This is a genomic window from Sphingomonas montanisoli, from assembly GCF_008274695.1.
Taxonomy (GTDB): domain Bacteria; phylum Pseudomonadota; class Alphaproteobacteria; order Sphingomonadales; family Sphingomonadaceae; genus Rhizorhabdus; species Rhizorhabdus montanisoli.
Genome location: NZ_VTOU01000002.1, coordinates 642,474 through 661,139 on the forward strand (window position 1 = coordinate 642,474; position 18,666 = coordinate 661,139).

Here is an 18,666-nt window from a genome sequence, read left to right on the forward strand (position 1 = left end):
AGCCGCGACGACAGCGGCGGGCGATCTCTGGAGGAAGTGACGGCGTATGACGACCCGCTATGTGTATCGCTTCGGCGGCGGCGTTTCGGACGGTGGCAAGGGCGACAAGAACCTGCTCGGCGGCAAAGGTGCGAACCTGGCCGAGATGGCGTCGATCGGCCTGCCGGTTCCTCCGGGCTTCACCATCTCGACCGAAATGTGCGCGCGTTATTATGAGGAAGGCGAAAGCTTCCCCCAGAGCGTGCGTGACGAAGCTGCCTTGGGGCTCGCGCATATCGAAGCGATCACGAACAAGAAGTTCGGCGATCCGGCCGATCCTCTGCTCGTCTCGGTCCGTTCGGGCGCGCGCATCTCGATGCCGGGCATGATGGACACCGTCCTCAACCTCGGCCTCAATGACGAGACGGTCGAGGGTCTGGCCAAGACCTCGGGCGACGCGCGCTTCGCGTGGGACAGCTATCGCCGCTTCATCCAGATGTATTCGGACGTCGTCCTTGAACTCGATCACGGCGCCTTCGAAGAGGCTCTGGAGATCGCCAAGGAAGACAAGGGTTACAGCCTCGATACCGAGCTGACCGCCGAGGACTGGCAGGCGCTCGTCACGCAGTACAAGGCGATCGTGGTCGAGCTGTGGGACGGCAAGCCCTTCCCGCAGGACGTGCACGAACAGCTTTGGGGCGCGATCGGCGCGGTGTTCGGTTCGTGGCAGTGCGAACGCGCCAAGGTCTATCGCCGCCTCAACGACATCCCCGCCGACTGGGGCACCGCCGTCAACGTGCAGGCGATGGTGTTCGGCAATATGGGCGATACCTCGGCCACCGGCGTCGCCTTCACGCGTGATCCGTCGAAGGGCGATAATGCCTATTATGGCGAGTTCCTGATCAACGCGCAGGGCGAGGACGTCGTCGCCGGCATCCGCACCCCGCAATATCTGACCAAGACCGCGCGCGAGCAGGCGGGGGCCAAGCCCGCGTCGATGGAAGAGGCGCTGCCCACTGTTTATAGTGAGCTGGCCAAGGTGTTCGACCTGCTCGAAACGCATTATCGCGACATGCAGGACATCGAGTTCACGGTGCAGCAGGGCAAGCTCTGGATGCTCCAGACGCGATCGGGCAAGCGCACCGCCAAGGCCGCGCTCAAGATCGCGGTCGACATGGCGAACGAAGGGCTGATCACGCAGGAGGAAGCCGTCGCCCGCGTCGATCCGTCGGCGCTCGACCAGCTTCTCCACCCCACGCTCGATCCCAAGGCGCCGCGCGACGTGATCGCCAAGGGTCTGCCCGCCTCGCCGGGCGCGGCCTCGGGCCTCGTCGTGTTCGATGCCGACACCGCCGAAAAGCGCGCCGAGATGGGCGATGCGGTCATCCTCGTGCGCACCGAAACCTCGCCCGAGGACATTCACGGCATGCACGCCGCCAAGGGCATCCTGACGGCGCGCGGCGGCATGACCAGCCACGCCGCGGTCGTCGCGCGCGGCATGGGCCGTCCGTGCGTCTCGGGCGTGGGCAGCCTCGCGATCGACGCCAAGGCGAAGGTCTTCCGCGTCTCGGGCCGTGAGGTTCGCGAAGGCGACATCATCACGATCGACGGTGCTACCGGCGAAGTGATGATCGGCGCGGTCCCGACCGTGCAGCCCGAACTGGCGGGCGATTTCGGCATCCTGATGGAGTGGGCCGACAAGGTCCGTCGCCTGAAGGTGCGCGCCAATGCCGAAACCCCGCTCGACTGCAAGACCGCGCGGATCTTCGGCGCCGAGGGTGTCGGCCTGTGCCGCACCGAACATATGTTCTTCGACGCTGCCCGCATCACCGCGGTCCGCCAGATGATCCTGGCGGAGGACGAGAAGGGCCGCCGCGTCGCGCTCGAAAAGCTGCTGCCCGAACAGCGCGCCGACTTCACCGAGATTTTCGAGATCATGGCGGGTCTTCCCGTGACGATCCGTCTGCTCGATCCTCCGCTCCACGAATTCCTGCCGCATGCGGAGGAGGATTTCGCCGAGGTGGCGCTGGCGACCGGGATCGGCGTCGAGACACTCAAGCGCCGCGCGGCCGAACTGCACGAGTTCAACCCGATGCTCGGCCATCGCGGCTGTCGCCTGGGCGTGACCTATCCCGAAATCTACGAGATGCAGGCGCGTGCCATCTTCGAGGCGGCGTGCGACGTCGCGGCGAAGGACGGCGGCAAGGCTGCGCCGATCCCCGAGGTGATGGTCCCGCTGGTCGCGACCCGCCGCGAGCTGGAGCTGATGAAGGCGGTGATCGACAAGGCGGCCAAGACCGTCTTCGCCGAACGCGGCGTCACGCTCGAATATCTCGTCGGCACGATGATCGAGCTGCCGCGCGCGGCGCTCAAGGCGGGCGAGATCGCCGAGGTGGGCGAGTTCTTCTCGTTCGGCACCAACGATCTGACCCAGACCACGCTCGGCGTCTCGCGCGACGATGCGGGCCGGTTCCTCACGACCTATGTCGACAAGGGCATCTACCCCAAGGATCCGTTCGTCAGCCTCGACATCGAAGGCGTCGGCGAACTGATCGAGATTGCGGCCGAGCGCGGCCGCAAGACGCGCCCCGACATCAAGCTGGGCATCTGCGGCGAACATGGTGGCGATCCGGCGTCGATCGCCTTCTGCGAGAAGATCGGGTTGGATTACGTCTCGGCCTCGCCTTATCGCGTGCCGATCGCTCGCCTTGCAGCGGCGCAGGCCGCGCTGGCGGCGCGGAAGTAACGCCCACCTCGTCTAACCCCTAACTCGTCATTGCGAGGAGCCGAAGGCGACGAAGCAATCCAGGCCCGCACTAGGTGGGCCACGAGCCTCTCTCACGGGGGACTGGATTGCTTCGCTACGCTCGCAATGACGAGTGGGGAGGGCGGGTCGCCGCCTCTCCTGTTCAGCTATCCAGCGTGTTCAGGTCGGCCGGATTGTAGCTCATCAACTTGGTGAGATCGCCGGTCTTCACCTTCTGCGGCCAGGTCGCGTCGGTGATCAGCGCGCGGCCGACGCTGACCAGGTCGAAATCGCCGCGTTCGAGCATGTGAATCAGGCGCGTCATGTTGCTCGACGTCCCGACCTCGGTCTGCAGGCTGACGAAGAAGTCCTGGCTCAGGCTCACCGAACCCACGGTCGACACGATCTTACCGGTCAGCTTCTTGGTCCAGCCGGCAAGATTCATGTCGCTGCCGTCGAATTCGGGGATCCAGAAGCGGCGGGTCGAACAGTCGAACAGGTCGACACCTGCGTCGACGAAGGGCGCGAGGAAGGTTTCGAGCTCGTCGGGTGTCTGCGCCAGGCGCGCGGCGAAATCCTGCTGCTTCCACTGCGAGAAGCGTAGCGAGATCGGATAATCAGGCGAAGTCCGCCGACGGCATTCCTTGACGATCTCGATGCCCAGACCGGCGCGATCGACGAGGCCACCGCCATAGCGATCGTCGCGCAGGTTGACGTCGCTCCAGAAGAACTGGTCGATCAGATAGCCGTGCGCCGCGTGGATCTGCAGTCCGTCGAAGCCGAGCGCGACCGAACTTTCGGCCGCGCGACCGAATGCCTCGATGATGTCGGCGATCAGTGCGTCGGTCGCGGGTTCGCCGCGCTTGTCACCCTTGAGATAATAACCCGAAGGCGACGCTGCCGGAATGCCGGTGACGTCGTCGGTCGGCAGCGGCATCAGCCCGGTATGCCATAGCTGCGGCATGATCCTGGCGCCGCCGGCATGAACCTCGTCCACCACATGCTTCCAGCCCGCGAGCGCTTCGTCGCCGTGGAAGTCGGGGACCGAGGAGCAGAAGCCCGCCGTCTCGTGCGGGATGAAAGTGCCCTCGGTGATGATCAGGCCGGTGCCGCCTTCGGCGCGGCGGCGATAATAAGCGGCGACGTCCTTGCCGGGAATGCCGTTCGGCGAAAGGCTGCGCGTCATCGGCGCCATCACGATGCGGTTGTCGAGATGCATGGGGCCGACATCGAGCGGCTCGAACAACGCCGCCGGGCGGAACTCGCCATCCTGGCTGAAGTCGGTTTCGACGGGCATAGTCGACGTCAGGTCGCCATGGCGCGAGCGCGAGACATCGGCGAGCCGATCGGCCATATATTTCGCGGAACCGTCAGGCGTCACTGCGCTCATCATCCACTCTCCCTTTATCGTATTTGCGGTTCAGGCCGCGCCCATCAGTTCCAGCAGGGGGCGCAGGCTGGGCAGTCGGTTGGTGCGCTGCCAGACCAATTGCAGTTTCAGCGCGACGTCGAACCCCTGTACGGGCTTGAGTGCCACCGTTGGCGGCACATGCTGGCGCTGCCCGACGAAACCCATGCCCAGGCCCGCTGCGGCCAGGTTGACGGTCGTTTCGGCGGTCAGAACCTCCATCGACATGATCGGCGACAAGCCCGATGCCTGGAAGGCGGCGATCATCGCGTCGTGCAGGTAACGCCCGCGATCGCGCGACGGCCAGGTCAGCGGTTCGTTGGCCAGATCCTCGATCCGCAGGTCGTTGCGCGCCGTGAGCGGATGATCGAACGGGAGCGCGAGCACCATCGGCTCTTCTTCGATCAGGTGATGCACGAACTGCGCTTCAGGCAGGTCGATGCCGGCAAGATCGTAGAGGATGCCGAGATCGATCGACTGGTTGCGCAGCCCGTCGAGCTGCTCCGACGTCAGCATCGGCATGATGTCCAGCTTCACGCGCGGCAGAAGGCGCCGATAGTCGCGCAGCGCGTTCGAAACGGCCGGCGATCGCACCGCGCCTTCGTTGATCGCGATGCGCAGCCGGCCTTCCTCGCCGCGCACCACCGCGCGCACCCGGCCGACCGCGCGCTCGAACTCGCTCAGGATCGGCTTCGATTCCTCGTAGAAGATCCGTCCCGCCTCGGTCAGCGTCACGCCGCGCTGGCCCCGGTTGAAGAGGACGACGCCCAGTTCGCCCTCCAGCGCCTGGATACGCCGCGACAGCGCCGATTGGGTGACGTTCAGGATCGTGGCGGCGCGGTGGAAATGCTGTTCCTGCGCGACGACCAGGAAATAGGGAAGATGGCGCAGGATCACATGGCGCAACGGCGGGGTCGGCGGCGTCGGATCTGGCGCAGCGACGGGCTCGATCACGCGCGTATCCCCGGCGTCCTGCCAGTCGCGCTCCGCAGGTTGGGGCATTCTCTCCACATATAGAGTGATAGGTTTTACCCGTCGGCGTGAGATACCGCAAAGAGGGTATGCATGTGCATCGGTGCGCTGACTACACATAAAGGCGCATAAGCAGAATTGGGAGAGCAGCCTTGGCGACCTTGGAAGACCGGATCGACGCGATTGAATCGCGCGCGAAGATCAGCGAGCTGCGATCGGCCTATGCCCGCTTCGCCTCCAGCGGCAACGCCTATGGCGTCGCCAGCCTCTTCACCGAAGATTGCGTGTTCGATGGCCCGATGGGCGCGGGCAAGGGCCGCGGCATCATCAACGGCAACAAGGCGCTGGGCGATTTCCTGGCCCCGCAGATCGGCAAGATCGGTGCGGTCCTTCCGCTGATCAGCAACGAGATCATCAAGGTCGATGGCGATACGGCCAAGGGCTGGTGTCTCATGCAGACCCCGATGGCGCCGGGCTTCGGCGCGCTGGTTTGCGAATATTTCGACGAATGCGTGCGGATCGACGGCAAGTGGTTTTTCGCCAAGCGCACCATGTTCCTGTTCCAGCCGGTCTATGAAGAGCGGCCCGCCAATTATGCTCAGATGGAGCCGACCGGCCGATAAGAGCCGTGTCAAACAGAGGATTGCCCGATGTCCCATCCCTATGAACCTACCCGCAAGCCCGGCAGCTACGAGGTTGGCGGCGCGATCGATCGTGAGGCGCTTCTGAAGCCCGCGACCCACACGCGCGAGGAACGCATCTACTGCCACGAACTGCTCGACATCTCGGTCAAGCATCGCCGCGCCTATCTCGATCATTTCTCGCACTGGGCGGATGCGACGGGCTCGGTCGCGGGCACGAACCGCGCCTTCGGCGTGTGGGGCACGATCGGCATGAGCCACCGCTGGGCCGAAGGCGTGATCATGTGGGAATGGCCGAACAAGGCGGCGATGTTCGATGGCCTCGCCGGCGCCTGGTCGCACTTCCATTCGGATGACGGCGCGGGCGACATCTGGGCCTTCGCCTGGGGCGGTGCTGCAGAGGGCGTCACCGACACGCAGGGCATGGACCGGCTGATGTGCTCGACCGCCTACAGCCCGACGATGGAAGAACTCTACGCGAATGGCGTGAAGGGTGAGGCCTATCTTCACTACCACATCAATACGCCGCCCGGCATGATCGACGATCATCTCGGCCATCTCGAAAGCTATGTGCCGATCGCCGAGCGGCTGGGCCTGAAGTTCGTCGGATCATACCGCACCCTGTTCACCAACGACGATCAGGGGCTGATGATCTGGGCGCTGCCCAAGTTCGCCGACTGGCCGGCCTATGAAGATGCCCGCCGCACCGACAAGGAGGCGCTCGAATGGCGCGCCGAGGCGGCGGCGCGGGGCGTCACCTATGATGGCCGCGTCCTCGTCGGCGCCAAGAGCAATCCGCTCGACCGCGGCCATTCGATCTCAATGGATCATGAGCCCGATCCCAATCAGAAGCCGGTCAATTTCTAAGGCGGAGCGCCAAGCATGTCTGTGCCCACACCTGCAAAACATGATGCGCGATCGCACGTCATCCACGTCGATGGTCTCGAAACCCGCTATTGGGAAGCGGGTGAGGGGCTGCCGCTGGTGCTGCTCCACAGCGGTGAGTTCGGCGCGAGCGCGGAACTGAGCTGGGAGTATAATTTCGCGGCGCTGGCCGAGAAATATCACGTTTATGCGCCCGATTTCGTGGGCTTCGGCGCGACCGCGAAGGTGCACGATTTCAACGATTTCGTCGTCTTCAAGATTCAGCACATCGCCAATTTCTGCCGTCAGCTCGGCCTCGCCAACGTGCCGTTCGTCGGCAATTCGATGGGCGCGAACTTCCTGATCCGCGACGTCGCGAATGCGCAGCCGCTCATCCCGGCCAGCAGCTTCGTGGCGATCAGTGGCGGCGGCGCGGTGCCCGCGAACGAGGCGCGCGCGGCGCTCACCGACTATGACTGTACGGTCCCGTCGATGAAGCGCGTCCTGTGGGCGCTGTTCCACGACAAGGTCTGGTATGAGGACGAAGCCTATATCGAGCGTCGCTTCGAAAGCTCGATCATCCCCGGTGCGTGGGAATGCAGCGCTGCGGCCCGCCTGCACGCGCCGAACATCGTGCGCGAATCCGCCTATGAGCGCGCGACCCGCAACCAGATGAGCTACGATGCGGTCAAGACGCCGATGCTGTTGATCGCCGGGGCGGAGGACAAGCTCAAGCCGCGCGGTTTCGCCCATGAACTGGCCGAACAGATCCCGTCGGCAACCGCGATCGAGATGCCCGATGTCGGGCATTGCGCCCACATCGAGACCCCCGACGCTTTCCACAAGGTGCTGTTCGACTTCCTCGACAGCCACTGAGGGCGAAATGGCGTTCCGATCCTCCCCCGGCGGGGGAGGATCGATCAGGTCAGCGCAGTTCCGCCCCCGTCGCTTCCAGAACGTGGATCGTCCGGTCGTCGGATACGGCCGGCGAGCGCGGGTTGAAGACATAGCCGCTCTCGCTCTTGCCGACGCTGCGCAGCCCCGTTTCGCCGGTGATGGCGACGACATCGTCGGTCTGCATTGCGACCATCACGACATAGCCGGCGGGGTGCTGGTTATCCGCGGCGATCTGCCGATCGGACAGCTTGCCCCGGCGCATCGCGACATTGCCGGGCACAGTCAGCGTGTCGGCGATGTGATGATCTTCGTACCAGGCATTATATTCGGCATCCTGCCCCTTATTGGCATTGGCCATGACGAGGGTCAGGTGGGTCACGGCGCTCGACGTGCCGGGCTGACGCCGCCAGTCGGCAAGCCAGTCGAACACATGGAGCGACCGCATCGATCCGCCGTCGAGCACGGGCGATTGTTCGAAGCTGTGGGTGATCGCCGCCATCTGCTCGGCGGTCGGCCCTTCGGTGAATTCGTGGATCAGCACACCCTGCCACGGCTGCGGCTGATCCTTCAGGATCTGGTGCTTGGCGATCCGGAACGGCAGGATGCGGACGAAGCCCGGCAGCGTTCGCATTGCGGCCAGATGCTCGCCCGCCAGCCAGGCGTCGAAGCCCGCGTCGCCCGGGTGATAGAAGGTAACGACACCAAAACCCGACATGCTCATCCTTCCTGAAAACGCCTGATCGTCTCACCGCCCCATTCGGGCCCGCCGACCGCGCGACGCAGGCGGCGCTTGATCAGCCAGCGGTCGTCGACACGGGCGTAGTCGAAGCGGTTGTAGCCGGCCGTCATCACACGATATCCGCCATCGGGCGTGCCGACGACCACCTGCGAATAGCTTTCCGACCAGGCGGTGTCGCCATCGACGCGGACGAGGATGTTGGTCGGCACATGCTGCGACCGATTCTCGATCTCGCGCTTATGCAGGCCGTTCGGATCCTCGATCATCGCTGCCAGCGCATCGCGCCCCTCGATCGTCCAGCCGTCGTCGAGATCATAGACCCCGTCCTCGGTGAACAATTCCGCATAAGCGCGGGAATGGCCCATGTCGGCGGTGAAGCCGTATTTGGCGAGGATCTCGCGGATTTCGAGCTGGTCGCGCAATTCGCGAACTTCGGCCTCCAGGCGGGCGATGCGATCTTCCGACATCGTCAGTTCTGCCACACGCCGCCGCACACCGCGACGCACTGCCCGGTGATGTAGCCCGCGACATCGGAGGCGAGGAAACATGCCATCTTGGCGATATCCTCGGGTCGACCCAATCGTCCGACCGGGATTTCTGGGGTGTTGCGCAGCTTTCCGTCCTTCAGATCCTGCTCCATCTCGGCTGGCGTACGCAGCGCGATCCGCTTCCACGCGCTGCCTTCGCCGACGTCGGTCAGGTCGTAGGGCACGGTCCAGCCTGGTGCGATGTCGTTCACGCGCACGCCCTTCGGGCCCCATTCGTAGGCGAGCGTGCGGCTGAGCGACTGCACGAAGCCCTTCACCGACCCATAATGGACGCTGTTATAGCCGGCCTGTCCGTCAAGCGCGGCCAGCGACGAGATGTTGACGATCGATCCGGTGCCCCGCGACAGCATGTCGTGGCTCACCGCCTGGATGCAGTTGGTGACGCCGTCGATGTTGAGCCGGATTTCCTTGGCGCGATCCTCCGCCAATATCTCCTCGAAGCCGCCGCGCGTCGCGATGCCGCCCGCATTGTTGACGAGGATGTCGACCGGGCCGAACTCTTCGTTGGCGCGACGGACCATCGCGTCGACCGAGGCACGATCGGTCACGTCGGTCGCTACCGCGATCACCTTGCCGGGCAGGCCCTGCTCGGCGGCGCGCTTGGCGATCTCCTCACCGAACACCGCGTTGCGGCTGGCGTTGACGACATTCGCACCTTCGCGGGCGAACTCCATCACCAGGCCGTAGCCGATCCCTCCACTGCCGCCGGTGATGATCGCGGTCTTGCCCGTAAGATGCAGGTCCATGCTCATTCCTCTCTTATATGGCGCCGCGATGGCCGAAGATGCGGAACGCCTCTTCGTCATGCTGTTCGCGAACGATGGGTTCGTAGTCGGCGGCCTTGCGCAGTTCCTGCCCGCCGTCGATCGCGAAGCTCTGCCCGGTGATCCACGACGATTCCGGCCCCGCAAGGAAACGGATCGCCGCCGCCACATCCTCGGGCTTGCCGACGCGGCCGGTAGGCTTCGCCAATGGGATCTGCGCCTTGCCGCGTTCGAGCATGTCGGGCGCCATCAGTCGCCCGGTATTGCCGCCGGGGATCAGGCCCGGGCGCACCGCATTGACGCGGATGTTGGCGGGCGAAAGCTCCTCGGCCGCCGCGCGCATCAGCGCCTCGACTCCCGACTTGGCGGTCGCGGCGGCGGCGAGATAGGGGACGACCTGTTGGGTCGATGTGGCCGACAGGCAGATGATCGATCCGCCATGCTCCATCCGCGCAGCACCGTGGCGGATCGCGAGGAAGGTGGTCATCACATTGCGCTCGACGATCGCGCGGAATTCCTCGGCCTCGTAGGACATGAAGGGGCGCCAGCCACCCCCGCCGCCCACGGTCGCCACGACGATGTCGAGCCGCCCGCCGAGCGCGACCGCGGCGGCGACCGCCGCCTTCACGTCGGCCTCGTTGCCCGCATCGCCGACGAATCCGTCGACCGTCGCGCCCTGGCCGCGTAGTTCGGCGATCGTCGCATCGAGATTGCCGGCGTCGCGCGCCATCAGCAGGATCGCGGCGCCATCGGCGGCGAGCGCCTTCGCCGTCGCACTGCCGATCGATCCGCTACCGCCGGTGATCAGCGCGACCTGTCCAGCCAATGCCTTCGCGCTCATCCAGCCTCCTCTCGCCGCCGGCCGTACCGGTCTGTACGCAAAATAGTCGCACGAGCGATCGATGTAGCAAATGCTATTATCGCGGCCGATCGATGCGGCTGTTGCATATCGCGTTTCATTTTCCGCCATTGCGCGGCGGCGATCCTTCCTCAATAGAGTAAACTCTATGTTGGGAGAGACTCAGAGCAGCGGCGAGCGCGGGGACGCGCCCAGCGGACTTCGGACGGCGTTGTCGTTGGAGCTGGCGGGCAAGGACCGTTTCATCGGCCGCAACTCGCAGACCCGGCCGCGCGTCTATGGCGGGCAGTTGATGGCGCAGGCGCTGCTGGCCGCGTCGAACACGGTGGAAGGGCCGCAGGTCGCCCATTCGCTCCACGCATATTTCGGGCTGCGCGGCGACGTTGCCTCGCTGATCGATTTCGAGGTCGATCGCGTCAAGGACGGCGCCAGCTATTCGATCCGGCGCGCCCGCGCCTTCCAGAACGGGCGCGAGATATTCTCGCTGTCGGCGTCGTTCCAGCGGCCCGAGGAGGGTCTGGAGCATCAGGCGCTCGAAGCCGTCGCCGCGCCGGCACCCGAAGATCTGCCGACCACCCGCGCCGGCGCCCCGACCGACACCAGCGATCCCGCTTATCTGATCACCACTGCACTGCGCCCGACGGGGTTCGAGCCGCGCTGGATCGATCCCTATCCCGGCGGGCCACCGCGGCCGGGCGTTCAGCGCCTGTGGGTGCGGTCGCAGGAGCCGCTGGGCGATGATCCGATGCTCCATCGCGCCGCGCTCGCTTATATCAGCGACTATCCGGCGCTGGAGGTGGCTCTGCTTCCCTTCGGGTTCGGCTGGTCGAACGGCAACCTTTCGGTCGTCAGCCTCGATCACGCGATGTGGTTTCACCGCGATTTCGACCTGAACGACTGGCTGCTCTGTTCGACCGAACTGGTGTCGGCGCAGGGCGGTCGCGCCTTCGTGCGCGGGTCGTTCTACGATCGCGCCGGGGCGCTGGTAGCGACTTTCACGCAGGAAGGCGTGGTGCGGTTGACCCGAAAGGCGGGCGATGCCTTTCCGTAATCAAAGTGATGCGCGGTTTGCGTTTGACGCAATAGCCGCCCCTTCCAATGGGAAGGTTCGAGATAGATTTGCGCAAGGCCTGGAGCCGCGCCAGTTGGGAGCTTTCTGAATGGCATTTCCGTCGCGCAAGGCCGCGGTCGTCGGGGTTTACCTGACGGAACAGGGCAGGGGGCTTCCGCGCACCGCCTGGTCGCTCGAACTGGAGGCGATCAAGGGCGCTCTCGACGATGCCGGGCTGCGGCCCGATCAGGTCGATGGCCTGATCCCGATGGCCTATGTCACGCCGCTGAACCTCCACATGGCGTGGACCGAGCAGCTGGGCGGCAAGCCGATCACCTATCTTGATGTCGGTTCGGGCGCGGGCGCGGTCGCCAAGGCGGCAGCGGCGATCGATGCCGGGCTGTGCAAGGTCTGCGTGATCTATTTCGGCAACGCCAATAACGGCAACGGTCCGGGCGCGCAGAAGCGCCACGACAAGGCGCCGCGCGTCGACGACTGGGACTATATGGTCCACGGTGCCTATATGTCGGTGTGGTACGCGATGTGGACCCGCGCTTACATGCACCAGTTCAACGTCCGGCAGGAGGATCTGGCCGAATATTCGGTGATCGCCCGCTACCATGCAACGCTCAACCCCGCCTCGATCATGGGCAAGCGCGGCGAGATCACCGTCGACGACGTGATGAACTCGCGCCCGATCGCCGATCCGCTCCACCTGCTCGAATGCCCGCTCGACAATGACGGCGGCTATGCGATCGTGGTCGCGGCCGAGGATATCGCCCGCGATTGCAAGAAGAAGCCGATCTGGGTTCTGGGCGGCGCGGAAGCGACCTATACTGACAGCTATCGCACGATCACCTCGCCGTGGATTTCGAACGAGGGGGCGGCCGTGCGCCGCGTCGGCGAGATGGCATTCGAGAATAGCGGCATCACGCATGACGAGATCGATGTCGCCGGCCTCTACGACTGTTTCCCCGTCACGGTCGCGCGCGACCTTGAGGAACTGGGCTTCTGCAAGCTCGGCGAGGGGGCGGACTATATCAAGGCGGGCCATCTGCGGCTGGGCGGCAAGATGCCGTCCAACACCGATGGCGGCCTGTTGAGCCACAGCCACAACGGCAACCCCAGCGGCATGCACACGATCGAGGTCGTCAAGCAGCTGCGTGGCGAATGCGGCGAACGCCAGGTGCCCGATGCGAAGATCGGGCTGACGCTGGCGCAGGGCTGGGCCGTCCACGGCCTCGCCGGTGTCGCGATCATGGCTGCCGACTGAGAAGGATCGAAGAGATGAGCGAACCCTATCTCCGCCCGCTGCCTGCCAAGTCGCCCGGCACCGAACCCTTCTGGGAAGCCGCGGCCGAACATCGGCTGGTCATCCCCAAGTGCAACAATTGCGGCGACTGGAACTGGATACCCTATCCGGGCTGCCGCACCTGCCTGTCGGAAGATCAGGTTTGGACCCCGGCCAGCGGCTACGGCACGCTGATGACCTGGTCGATCGTCAGCCGTGGTCCTCCGGGCTTCCCGTCGCCCTACGTCACCGCATTGGTCGAACTGGACGAACGCCCGCGTTCGATCGTCATGCTCGGCAACATCGTCGATACCCCGCATGAGGATCTGAAGGTCGGCATGCGGATGCAGGTGGTGTTCGAGGATATCGCCGACGAGGATATCTCGATCTGGCGCTTCAAGGCGGCTTGACGGTGGCAAGCCTCGACACGGTCGTCGCCACGGCGTTCGAAGGCGATCCGGACGGGATCGCGATCGAATATAAGGATCAGGTCGTCCGCTGGGGCGACATGAAGCGCGTTGCCGACGCCGTGAACGGGCTGCTCGACGAGGCCGGGATCGGCCCCTGCACCCCCGTCGCCTTCATCCCCGAAAGCACGCCCGCCTTCGCCGCGACCCTTCTCGGCCTGTTCGCGGGGCGGCGGACGATCTCGATGATCTACGGCTTCCAGGCGCCGGCGGTGATCGCGTCCGACATGGTGAAGCTCAATGCGCCGGCCTATATCGCCGCGCTCGATGCCTGGGCGCCCGAAATGCTCGCGGCTTTGCCCGAAGGCGCGATCGCGATCGGCATCGCCGACGCGCTCGATCCCGAACCGGTGCGCCATCTTCAAGGCTCGCTCACCGCCGATCGCTCGCATCTGCGTGAAAGCACTGGCGAGCCGGTGGTCGAGCTGCTGTCGAGCGGCACGACCGGCGCGCCCAAGCGCCAGCCGACCCGCTACAGCACGATCTACGCCGCGATCATCGAGGGCAATATGCTCGATGCCGGCGCCGTCGACGGGCAGACTTTGCCGCCGGGCATTGTCCAATTTCCCTTCTCGAACATCTCGGGCATCTACTCGCTCGTCCCCTATGCCGTCGCGCGGCGCAAGGTCCGCCTTCTCTCGCGCTTCAACCTGCCCGAATGGCTCGATTTCGCGCAGACCTACAAGCCGGCCGCGATGATCCTGCCGGCGGCGGGCGTGCGCACCCTGCTCGACAGCGACTTGCCCGACGATGCGCTGGCGGGGGTCGGCTATATCAGCATGGGGATGACCGGGCTCGATCATGGCCTTTGGCGCGCCTTCGAAAAAAGGTTCGGCGTGCCGATCCTCTACTCCTATGGCGCGACCGAATTCGCCGGCGCCGCCGCCTATATGACCGCCGATCTTCACAAGCGTTTTGGCGAGACGAAGTTCGGCACCGCCGGCCGCGCCGATCCGCGCGTCAAGCTGCGCGTCGTCGATCAGAACGATCCGACGAAGGTTCTCGGCCCCAACGAGGAAGGGCTGCTCGAAGTCCTGGTCCCCTATGTCGGCCCCGACTGGATCCGCACCACCGACATCGTCGTGATCGACGAAGACGACTTCCTGTTCATTCGCGGCCGTGCCGATGGCGCGATCAGCCGGGGCGGGTTCAAGATGATGCCGGGGCCGATCGAGGCCGCGTTGCTGGAGCATCCCTCGGTCGCGGTCGCCTGCGTCGTCGGCGCGCCCGATCCGCGCCTTGGCCAGGTGCCGGCCGCGGTGATCGAGCTGAAGGAGGGGGCCTCCGCCCCCACGGAGGAGGAGTTGCAGCAGATTGTGCGCGGCAAGCTCCCTTCTACCAATGTTCCCGCGATCGTGCGTTTCATCGATCGGATGCCGCGCACCCAATCGCTCAAGGTCGATCTGGGCGCGGTGCGCGCCATGTTCGCAGATAAGAAGGAAGAGGCTGCCGCATGAACCTCGCGCTCACCGACGAACAGACGATGCTCGTCGAGACGTTCCGTCGTTTCTTCGAGGATGAGTCACCGATCGCGCGCGTCCGCGCCGTCGAGGCGCTGGGCCACGATCCGGCGCTGCTCAAGGGGCTCGGCGAACTCGGCGCGCTGGGGATGCGCCTGCCGGGCGAGGGCGGTGACGCCGACTTCGGTCTGTTCGACGTCGCGCTGATCCTGGAAGAAGCGGGTCGCACGCTGGCCTCCGCGCCGATCGTCGAGGTCATCGTCGCAGCACGTCTGCTCGCGCAGCTCGGTGGGCAGGATGCGCTGGTGGGTGAGGTCGTCGCGGGCGACACGGTCGTCACCCTGGCGACCGCCCCGACCGAAAAGGGCGTTGCACAGCTCATCCCCGGCGGCGCCGTCGCCAGCGGCGTTCTCCACCTCGTCGGCGACGAGGTCCGCCTCGCGACGATCGAACCCGCGAACAGCGCCGCTCCGAACCATGGCAGCCTGCCGATCGCGACGATGGTTCTCGACGGTGACGGCCCGGCGGCGATCGTGGTCGCGAAGGGCGACGCCGCCCGCCGCGCCTATCTCGCCGCGGTCGAGGAATGGAAGCTGCTCACCGCCGCCTTCCTCTCGGGCCTTGGTAGCCGCGCGATCGAAATGGCGGCCGAATATGCGCGGGAGCGCAAGCAGTTCGATCGTCTGATCGGTTCGTTCCAGGGCGTCGCGCATCCGCTTGCGGATCGGCATGCCGACATGGTCGGTGCCAAGTTGCTGGTCTGGTCGGCGGTTCGCAAGGTCGCCGATCGCGATCCCGAAGCCGCCGCGACGATCTCGATGGCCTTCTGGTGGGCGGCCAAGGCATCGGGCGACGCGGTGGCCCGCGCGCTCCACACCTTCGGCGGCTACGGCCTAACCAACGAATATGACATCCAGCTTTATCATCGCCGCGCCAAGGGGATCGCGCTCCAGTTCGGCGATCCGCGCGATGAACTGCTGGTAGCGGGCAAGCGCCTGTTCGCCGATGGTCAGGTGCCGCTGCCCGAAGCCGGCCCGATTCAGATCGATTTCGAATGGAGCGAGGAAGGCAAGGCGCTGCGCGCCAAGCTCTACGAATTCTTCGAAAAGCATCTGACGCCCGAATGGCATGCCAAGTCGCATTATTCGTTCGACGGCCACGACGATGCGCTCAACATCGCGATGGGCAAGGAACGGCTGCTCTTCCCTGACTGGCCGGTCGAAAATGGCGGCATGGGCCTCAGCCATTTCGATTCGCTCGCCGGTCTCGACGTGTGGGACGAACTCGGCGTCACCGCGCATGCGCAGAACGTCACCAACTTCATTGGCTCGGCGATCATGCGTTATGGGTCGGACTGGGCGAAGGCCGAAATCCTGCCCAGGCTCGCCAGCGGCGAGAAGCTCGTCAGCCTCGGCTATTCGGAGCCGCATTCGGGATCGGATATCTTCGCCGCCAAGACCAAGGCGGTTCGCGACGGCGACGATTGGATCATCAACGGGCAGAAGATGTTCACCAGCGGCGCGAACCTCGCCAGCTGGGTGATGTTGCTCACCCGCACCGATCCCGATGCGCCCAAGCATGCGGGCATCACGATGTTCCTCGTGCCGCTCGACGACAAGGGCGTCGAGATCCACCCGGTCTTCACCTTCCAGGAGGAGCGGACCAACGCCACCTTCTACACCGACGTGCGGATCAACGACGATCACCGTCTCGGGCCGATCAACGGCGGCACCGAAGTTCTCGGCTATGCGCTCGCGCTCGAACAGGGCGGCTACGGCTTCTTCGGCCCGCACAAGCGTCTCTATGCGGAGGCGGTCGCCTGGGCGAAGTCGGCCACCCGTCATGGTCGCCCCGCGCTCGAAAATGATCGCATCGTCGAACGGCTCGCCGAGTCCGCGACCCATGTCGAACTGTCGCGGCTCACCGTGATGCGTGCGCTGTGGCAGCAGGAAAAGGATCCGAACGATCGCGGTTCCGGCCCGATGTCGAAGCTGTTCTCGTCCGAACTGTTCCTGCGCGACGGGCACGACTTGCTCGATCTCGCCGCGCCCGACACCCAATGGCTGGGCAAGCACGGCACAGGCGAGCTGGAATTGCTCCACCGCCATGCCGCCGCCACCACCATCTATGGCGGCACCAGCGAAGTGCAGCGCAGCCAGGTTGCGGAAAAGGAGCTGGGCCTACCGCGCAGCCGTTAACGTCGCGCAGCCGGAAAATCGGCGCGCATGGGAGAGGATCAGGACTATGCCCGTTGCCGCGCTCGATCACGTCAACGTCCGGACGACCGACATCGCCGGCACGCTCGCTTTCTATCGCGACGTGCTGGGGATGGAGGTGGTTCCGGCCCCCGGCGCCAACGATATCACACGATCGGGCTGGGTGCTCGACACCGCCAAGCGCCCGATCATCCATGTCGGCAGCCCCGAACTCAATTATCCGAGCGACAGCGTCCATCCCTTCACGCCGGCTTCGGGCAGCGGCGCGGTGCACCATGTCGCGATCGCGTGCACCGATGCGCCCGACATGCGCCGCCGGCTGGAAGCGGCCGGACTCGAGGTCAGCGAAAATGCGATTCCGTCGATCAACATGCTCCAGCTGTTCGCGATCGATCCCAACGGCATCATGCTCGAAATGAACTTCCGCGACCTCTGATTCCCGGTTATCCGAAGGCAAATCGGAAAAAGGGGAGAGGGCGATGCGGTTCAAGGACAAGGTGGCTCTGGTCACGGGCGCGGCGAGCGGCATCGGCGCCGCGACGGCGCGGCTGATGGCGGCCGAGGGTGCGACGATCTTCGCAGTGGATATCGCCGCCGATAGGCTCGACGCCTTCGTCACCGAACTGGGCGGCAAGGCCACGGGCCATGTCGCCGACCTTTCCGACGGCGCGCAGGCGGAGGCGATGGTCGACGCCTGCATCGCGACGTTCGGCAGGCTCGATATCCTCGTCAACAATGCCGGCATCGGTGCGCTGGGCAAGGCGGCCGATCTCGATCCGGCGATGTGGCGCAAGGTGATGGCGATCGATCTCGACGCGGTGTTCCTGGCCAGCCGCAAGGCGCTCCCGCACCTGATCGAGGCGAAGGGTAATATCGTCACCACCGCGTCGATTTCGGGCATGGGCGCGGACTATGGCTTCACCGCTTATAACAGCGCGAAGGCCGGTGTTCTTGGCCTCACCAGGAATCTCGCGATCGATTATGCCGCGCAGGGCGTGCGCGTGAACGCGGTCAGCCCGGGCCCGATCGATACCCCGCTGATGGCGCATATGCCGGCCGAATTGCTCGCCGAATTCGGCCGCGTCACGCCGATGCGCCGCGTCGGCAAGGCCGAGGAGATCGCCAAGGTCATCGCCTTCGTCGCCAGCGATGACGCCGCCTATCTCACGGGGCAGAATATCGCGGTCGACGGCGGCCTCACGGCGCATACTGGCCAGCCCGATATCGTCGGCTTCCTGACCCAGGCCTATAGCCGCTAAACTGGCCCCGTCCCACGCGAGTCGCAGGAGGATGAGGATGTCGGCGGTCAAGAATCCACCCGAAGGCTATACCAGCATAACCCCCTATCTCACGGTCGATGGCGCGGCGGCCGCGATCGAATTTTACGGCGAGGCGTTCGGCGCGGTCGAAATCATGCGGATGCAGATGGGCGACCGCGTCGGCCATGCCGAAATCCGCATCGGCAACGCGATCATCATGCTGGCGGACGAGTTTCCGGAGATGAAGATCTGCGGCCCCAAGACGCTGGGCGGCGCATCAGGCAGCCTGATGCTCTATCTCGACGACGTCGACGCCGCGTTCAAGCGGGCGATCGACGCCGGCTGCACCGAGGATAAGCCCCTGACCGACCAGTTTTGGGGCGACCGGATGGGCGGCGTGGTCGATCCCTTCGGCCACAAATGGATGCTCGCCACCCATGTCGAAGATGTCACGCCCGACGAGATGGGCCGGCGGATGAAGGCGTTTGCGGAGCAGTTCGCCTAG

At 65.2% G+C, this 18,666-nt stretch carries 18 protein-coding genes; 12 read left to right on the plus strand and 6 right to left on the minus strand.

Annotated features, from left to right (window positions below; all coding sequences use genetic code 11):
- The first annotated feature begins 46 nt into the window (after window positions 1-46).
- Window positions 47-2,725: a pyruvate, phosphate dikinase gene (ppdK, locus tag FYJ91_RS08895; RefSeq protein ID WP_149521897.1), complete on the plus strand. Its 2,679-nt coding sequence runs from the start codon at window positions 47-49 to the stop codon at window positions 2,723-2,725.
- 163 nt (window positions 2,726-2,888) lie between these two features.
- Here the strand turns inward: ppdK and FYJ91_RS08900 are convergent, their stop codons facing one another.
- Both FYJ91_RS08900 and FYJ91_RS08905 read right to left on the minus strand, forming a co-directional pair.
- Complete coding sequence (locus FYJ91_RS08900) at window positions 2,889-4,118, minus strand: NADH:flavin oxidoreductase (RefSeq protein ID WP_246152540.1); 1,230 nt, start codon at window positions 4,116-4,118, stop codon at window positions 2,889-2,891.
- Between the two features lie 27 nt (window positions 4,119-4,145).
- Complete coding sequence (locus FYJ91_RS08905; protein WP_181008413.1) at window positions 4,146-5,135, minus strand: LysR family transcriptional regulator; 990 nt, start codon at window positions 5,133-5,135, stop codon at window positions 4,146-4,148.
- 122 nt (window positions 5,136-5,257) lie between these two features.
- Between FYJ91_RS08905 and FYJ91_RS08910 the strand changes: the two genes are divergently transcribed.
- From FYJ91_RS08910 to FYJ91_RS08920, 3 genes are read left to right on the plus strand one after another with little or no spacing between them, the layout of a single operon-like run.
- Entirely contained in the window at window positions 5,258-5,728 is a 471-nt protein-coding gene (locus FYJ91_RS08910) for a nuclear transport factor 2 family protein (RefSeq protein ID WP_181008414.1), read from the plus strand.
- A gap of 27 nt (window positions 5,729-5,755) precedes the next feature.
- Window positions 5,756-6,613: a hypothetical protein gene (locus tag FYJ91_RS08915; RefSeq protein ID WP_149521900.1), complete on the plus strand. Its 858-nt coding sequence runs from the start codon at window positions 5,756-5,758 to the stop codon at window positions 6,611-6,613.
- 15 nt (window positions 6,614-6,628) lie between these two features.
- Window positions 6,629-7,486: an alpha/beta fold hydrolase gene (locus tag FYJ91_RS08920; protein WP_149521901.1), complete on the plus strand. Its 858-nt coding sequence runs from the start codon at window positions 6,629-6,631 to the stop codon at window positions 7,484-7,486.
- A gap of 49 nt (window positions 7,487-7,535) precedes the next feature.
- Here FYJ91_RS08920 and FYJ91_RS08925 read toward each other — a convergent pair whose 3' ends face one another.
- The 4 genes from FYJ91_RS08925 to FYJ91_RS08940 are packed head-to-tail and all read right to left on the minus strand — an operon-like array spanning window position 7,536 to window position 10,399.
- A complete protein-coding gene (locus FYJ91_RS08925; protein WP_149521902.1) occupies window positions 7,536-8,222 on the minus strand; it encodes a hypothetical protein in 687 nt (228 codons plus the stop codon).
- 2 nt (window positions 8,223-8,224) lie between these two features.
- Window positions 8,225-8,713 carry a nuclear transport factor 2 family protein gene (locus FYJ91_RS08930; protein WP_181008415.1) on the minus strand — a complete coding sequence of 163 codons (489 nt, stop codon included), beginning with the start codon at window positions 8,711-8,713 and terminating at the stop codon, window positions 8,225-8,227.
- A gap of 2 nt (window positions 8,714-8,715) precedes the next feature.
- The gene (locus FYJ91_RS08935) at window positions 8,716-9,540 is read right to left on the minus strand and encodes an SDR family NAD(P)-dependent oxidoreductase (protein WP_149521904.1); all 825 of its coding nucleotides are present in this window, start codon (window positions 9,538-9,540) and stop codon (window positions 8,716-8,718) included.
- A 13-nt stretch (window positions 9,541-9,553) separates the two neighbouring features.
- Window positions 9,554-10,399, minus strand: coding sequence for an SDR family NAD(P)-dependent oxidoreductase (locus tag FYJ91_RS08940; protein WP_181008416.1), 846 nt, complete (start codon window positions 10,397-10,399; stop codon window positions 9,554-9,556).
- Window positions 10,400-10,565: 166 nt separating this feature from the next.
- Between FYJ91_RS08940 and FYJ91_RS08945 the strand changes: the two genes are divergently transcribed.
- The 8 genes from FYJ91_RS08945 (at window position 10,566) to FYJ91_RS08980 (ending at window position 18,666) form a co-directional block, all read left to right on the plus strand.
- Window positions 10,566-11,468, plus strand: coding sequence for an acyl-CoA thioesterase (locus FYJ91_RS08945; RefSeq protein ID WP_181008417.1), 903 nt, complete (start codon window positions 10,566-10,568; stop codon window positions 11,466-11,468).
- 109 nt (window positions 11,469-11,577) lie between these two features.
- A complete protein-coding gene (locus FYJ91_RS08950) occupies window positions 11,578-12,741 on the plus strand; it encodes a thiolase family protein (RefSeq protein WP_149521907.1) in 1,164 nt (387 codons plus the stop codon).
- Between the two features lie 14 nt (window positions 12,742-12,755).
- The gene (locus FYJ91_RS08955; RefSeq protein WP_149521908.1) at window positions 12,756-13,169 is read left to right on the plus strand and encodes a Zn-ribbon domain-containing OB-fold protein; all 414 of its coding nucleotides are present in this window, start codon (window positions 12,756-12,758) and stop codon (window positions 13,167-13,169) included.
- A 2-nt stretch (window positions 13,170-13,171) separates the two neighbouring features.
- A complete protein-coding gene (locus FYJ91_RS08960; protein WP_149521909.1) occupies window positions 13,172-14,683 on the plus strand; it encodes an AMP-binding protein in 1,512 nt (503 codons plus the stop codon).
- Window positions 14,680-16,884, plus strand: a complete 2,205-nt coding sequence (locus tag FYJ91_RS08965) for an acyl-CoA dehydrogenase family protein (RefSeq protein ID WP_149521910.1) — start codon at window positions 14,680-14,682, stop codon at window positions 16,882-16,884. Before FYJ91_RS08960 ends, FYJ91_RS08965 begins: the two co-directional genes overlap by 4 nt.
- 46 nt (window positions 16,885-16,930) lie before the next feature.
- Window positions 16,931-17,338, plus strand: coding sequence for a VOC family protein (locus FYJ91_RS08970; RefSeq protein WP_181008418.1), 408 nt, complete (start codon window positions 16,931-16,933; stop codon window positions 17,336-17,338).
- A 43-nt stretch (window positions 17,339-17,381) separates the two neighbouring features.
- The gene (gene budC, locus FYJ91_RS08975; RefSeq protein WP_149521912.1) at window positions 17,382-18,161 is read left to right on the plus strand and encodes a meso-2,3-butanediol dehydrogenase; all 780 of its coding nucleotides are present in this window, start codon (window positions 17,382-17,384) and stop codon (window positions 18,159-18,161) included.
- 37 nt (window positions 18,162-18,198) lie between these two features.
- Window positions 18,199-18,666, plus strand: a complete 468-nt coding sequence (locus FYJ91_RS08980; protein WP_149521913.1) for a VOC family protein — start codon at window positions 18,199-18,201, stop codon at window positions 18,664-18,666.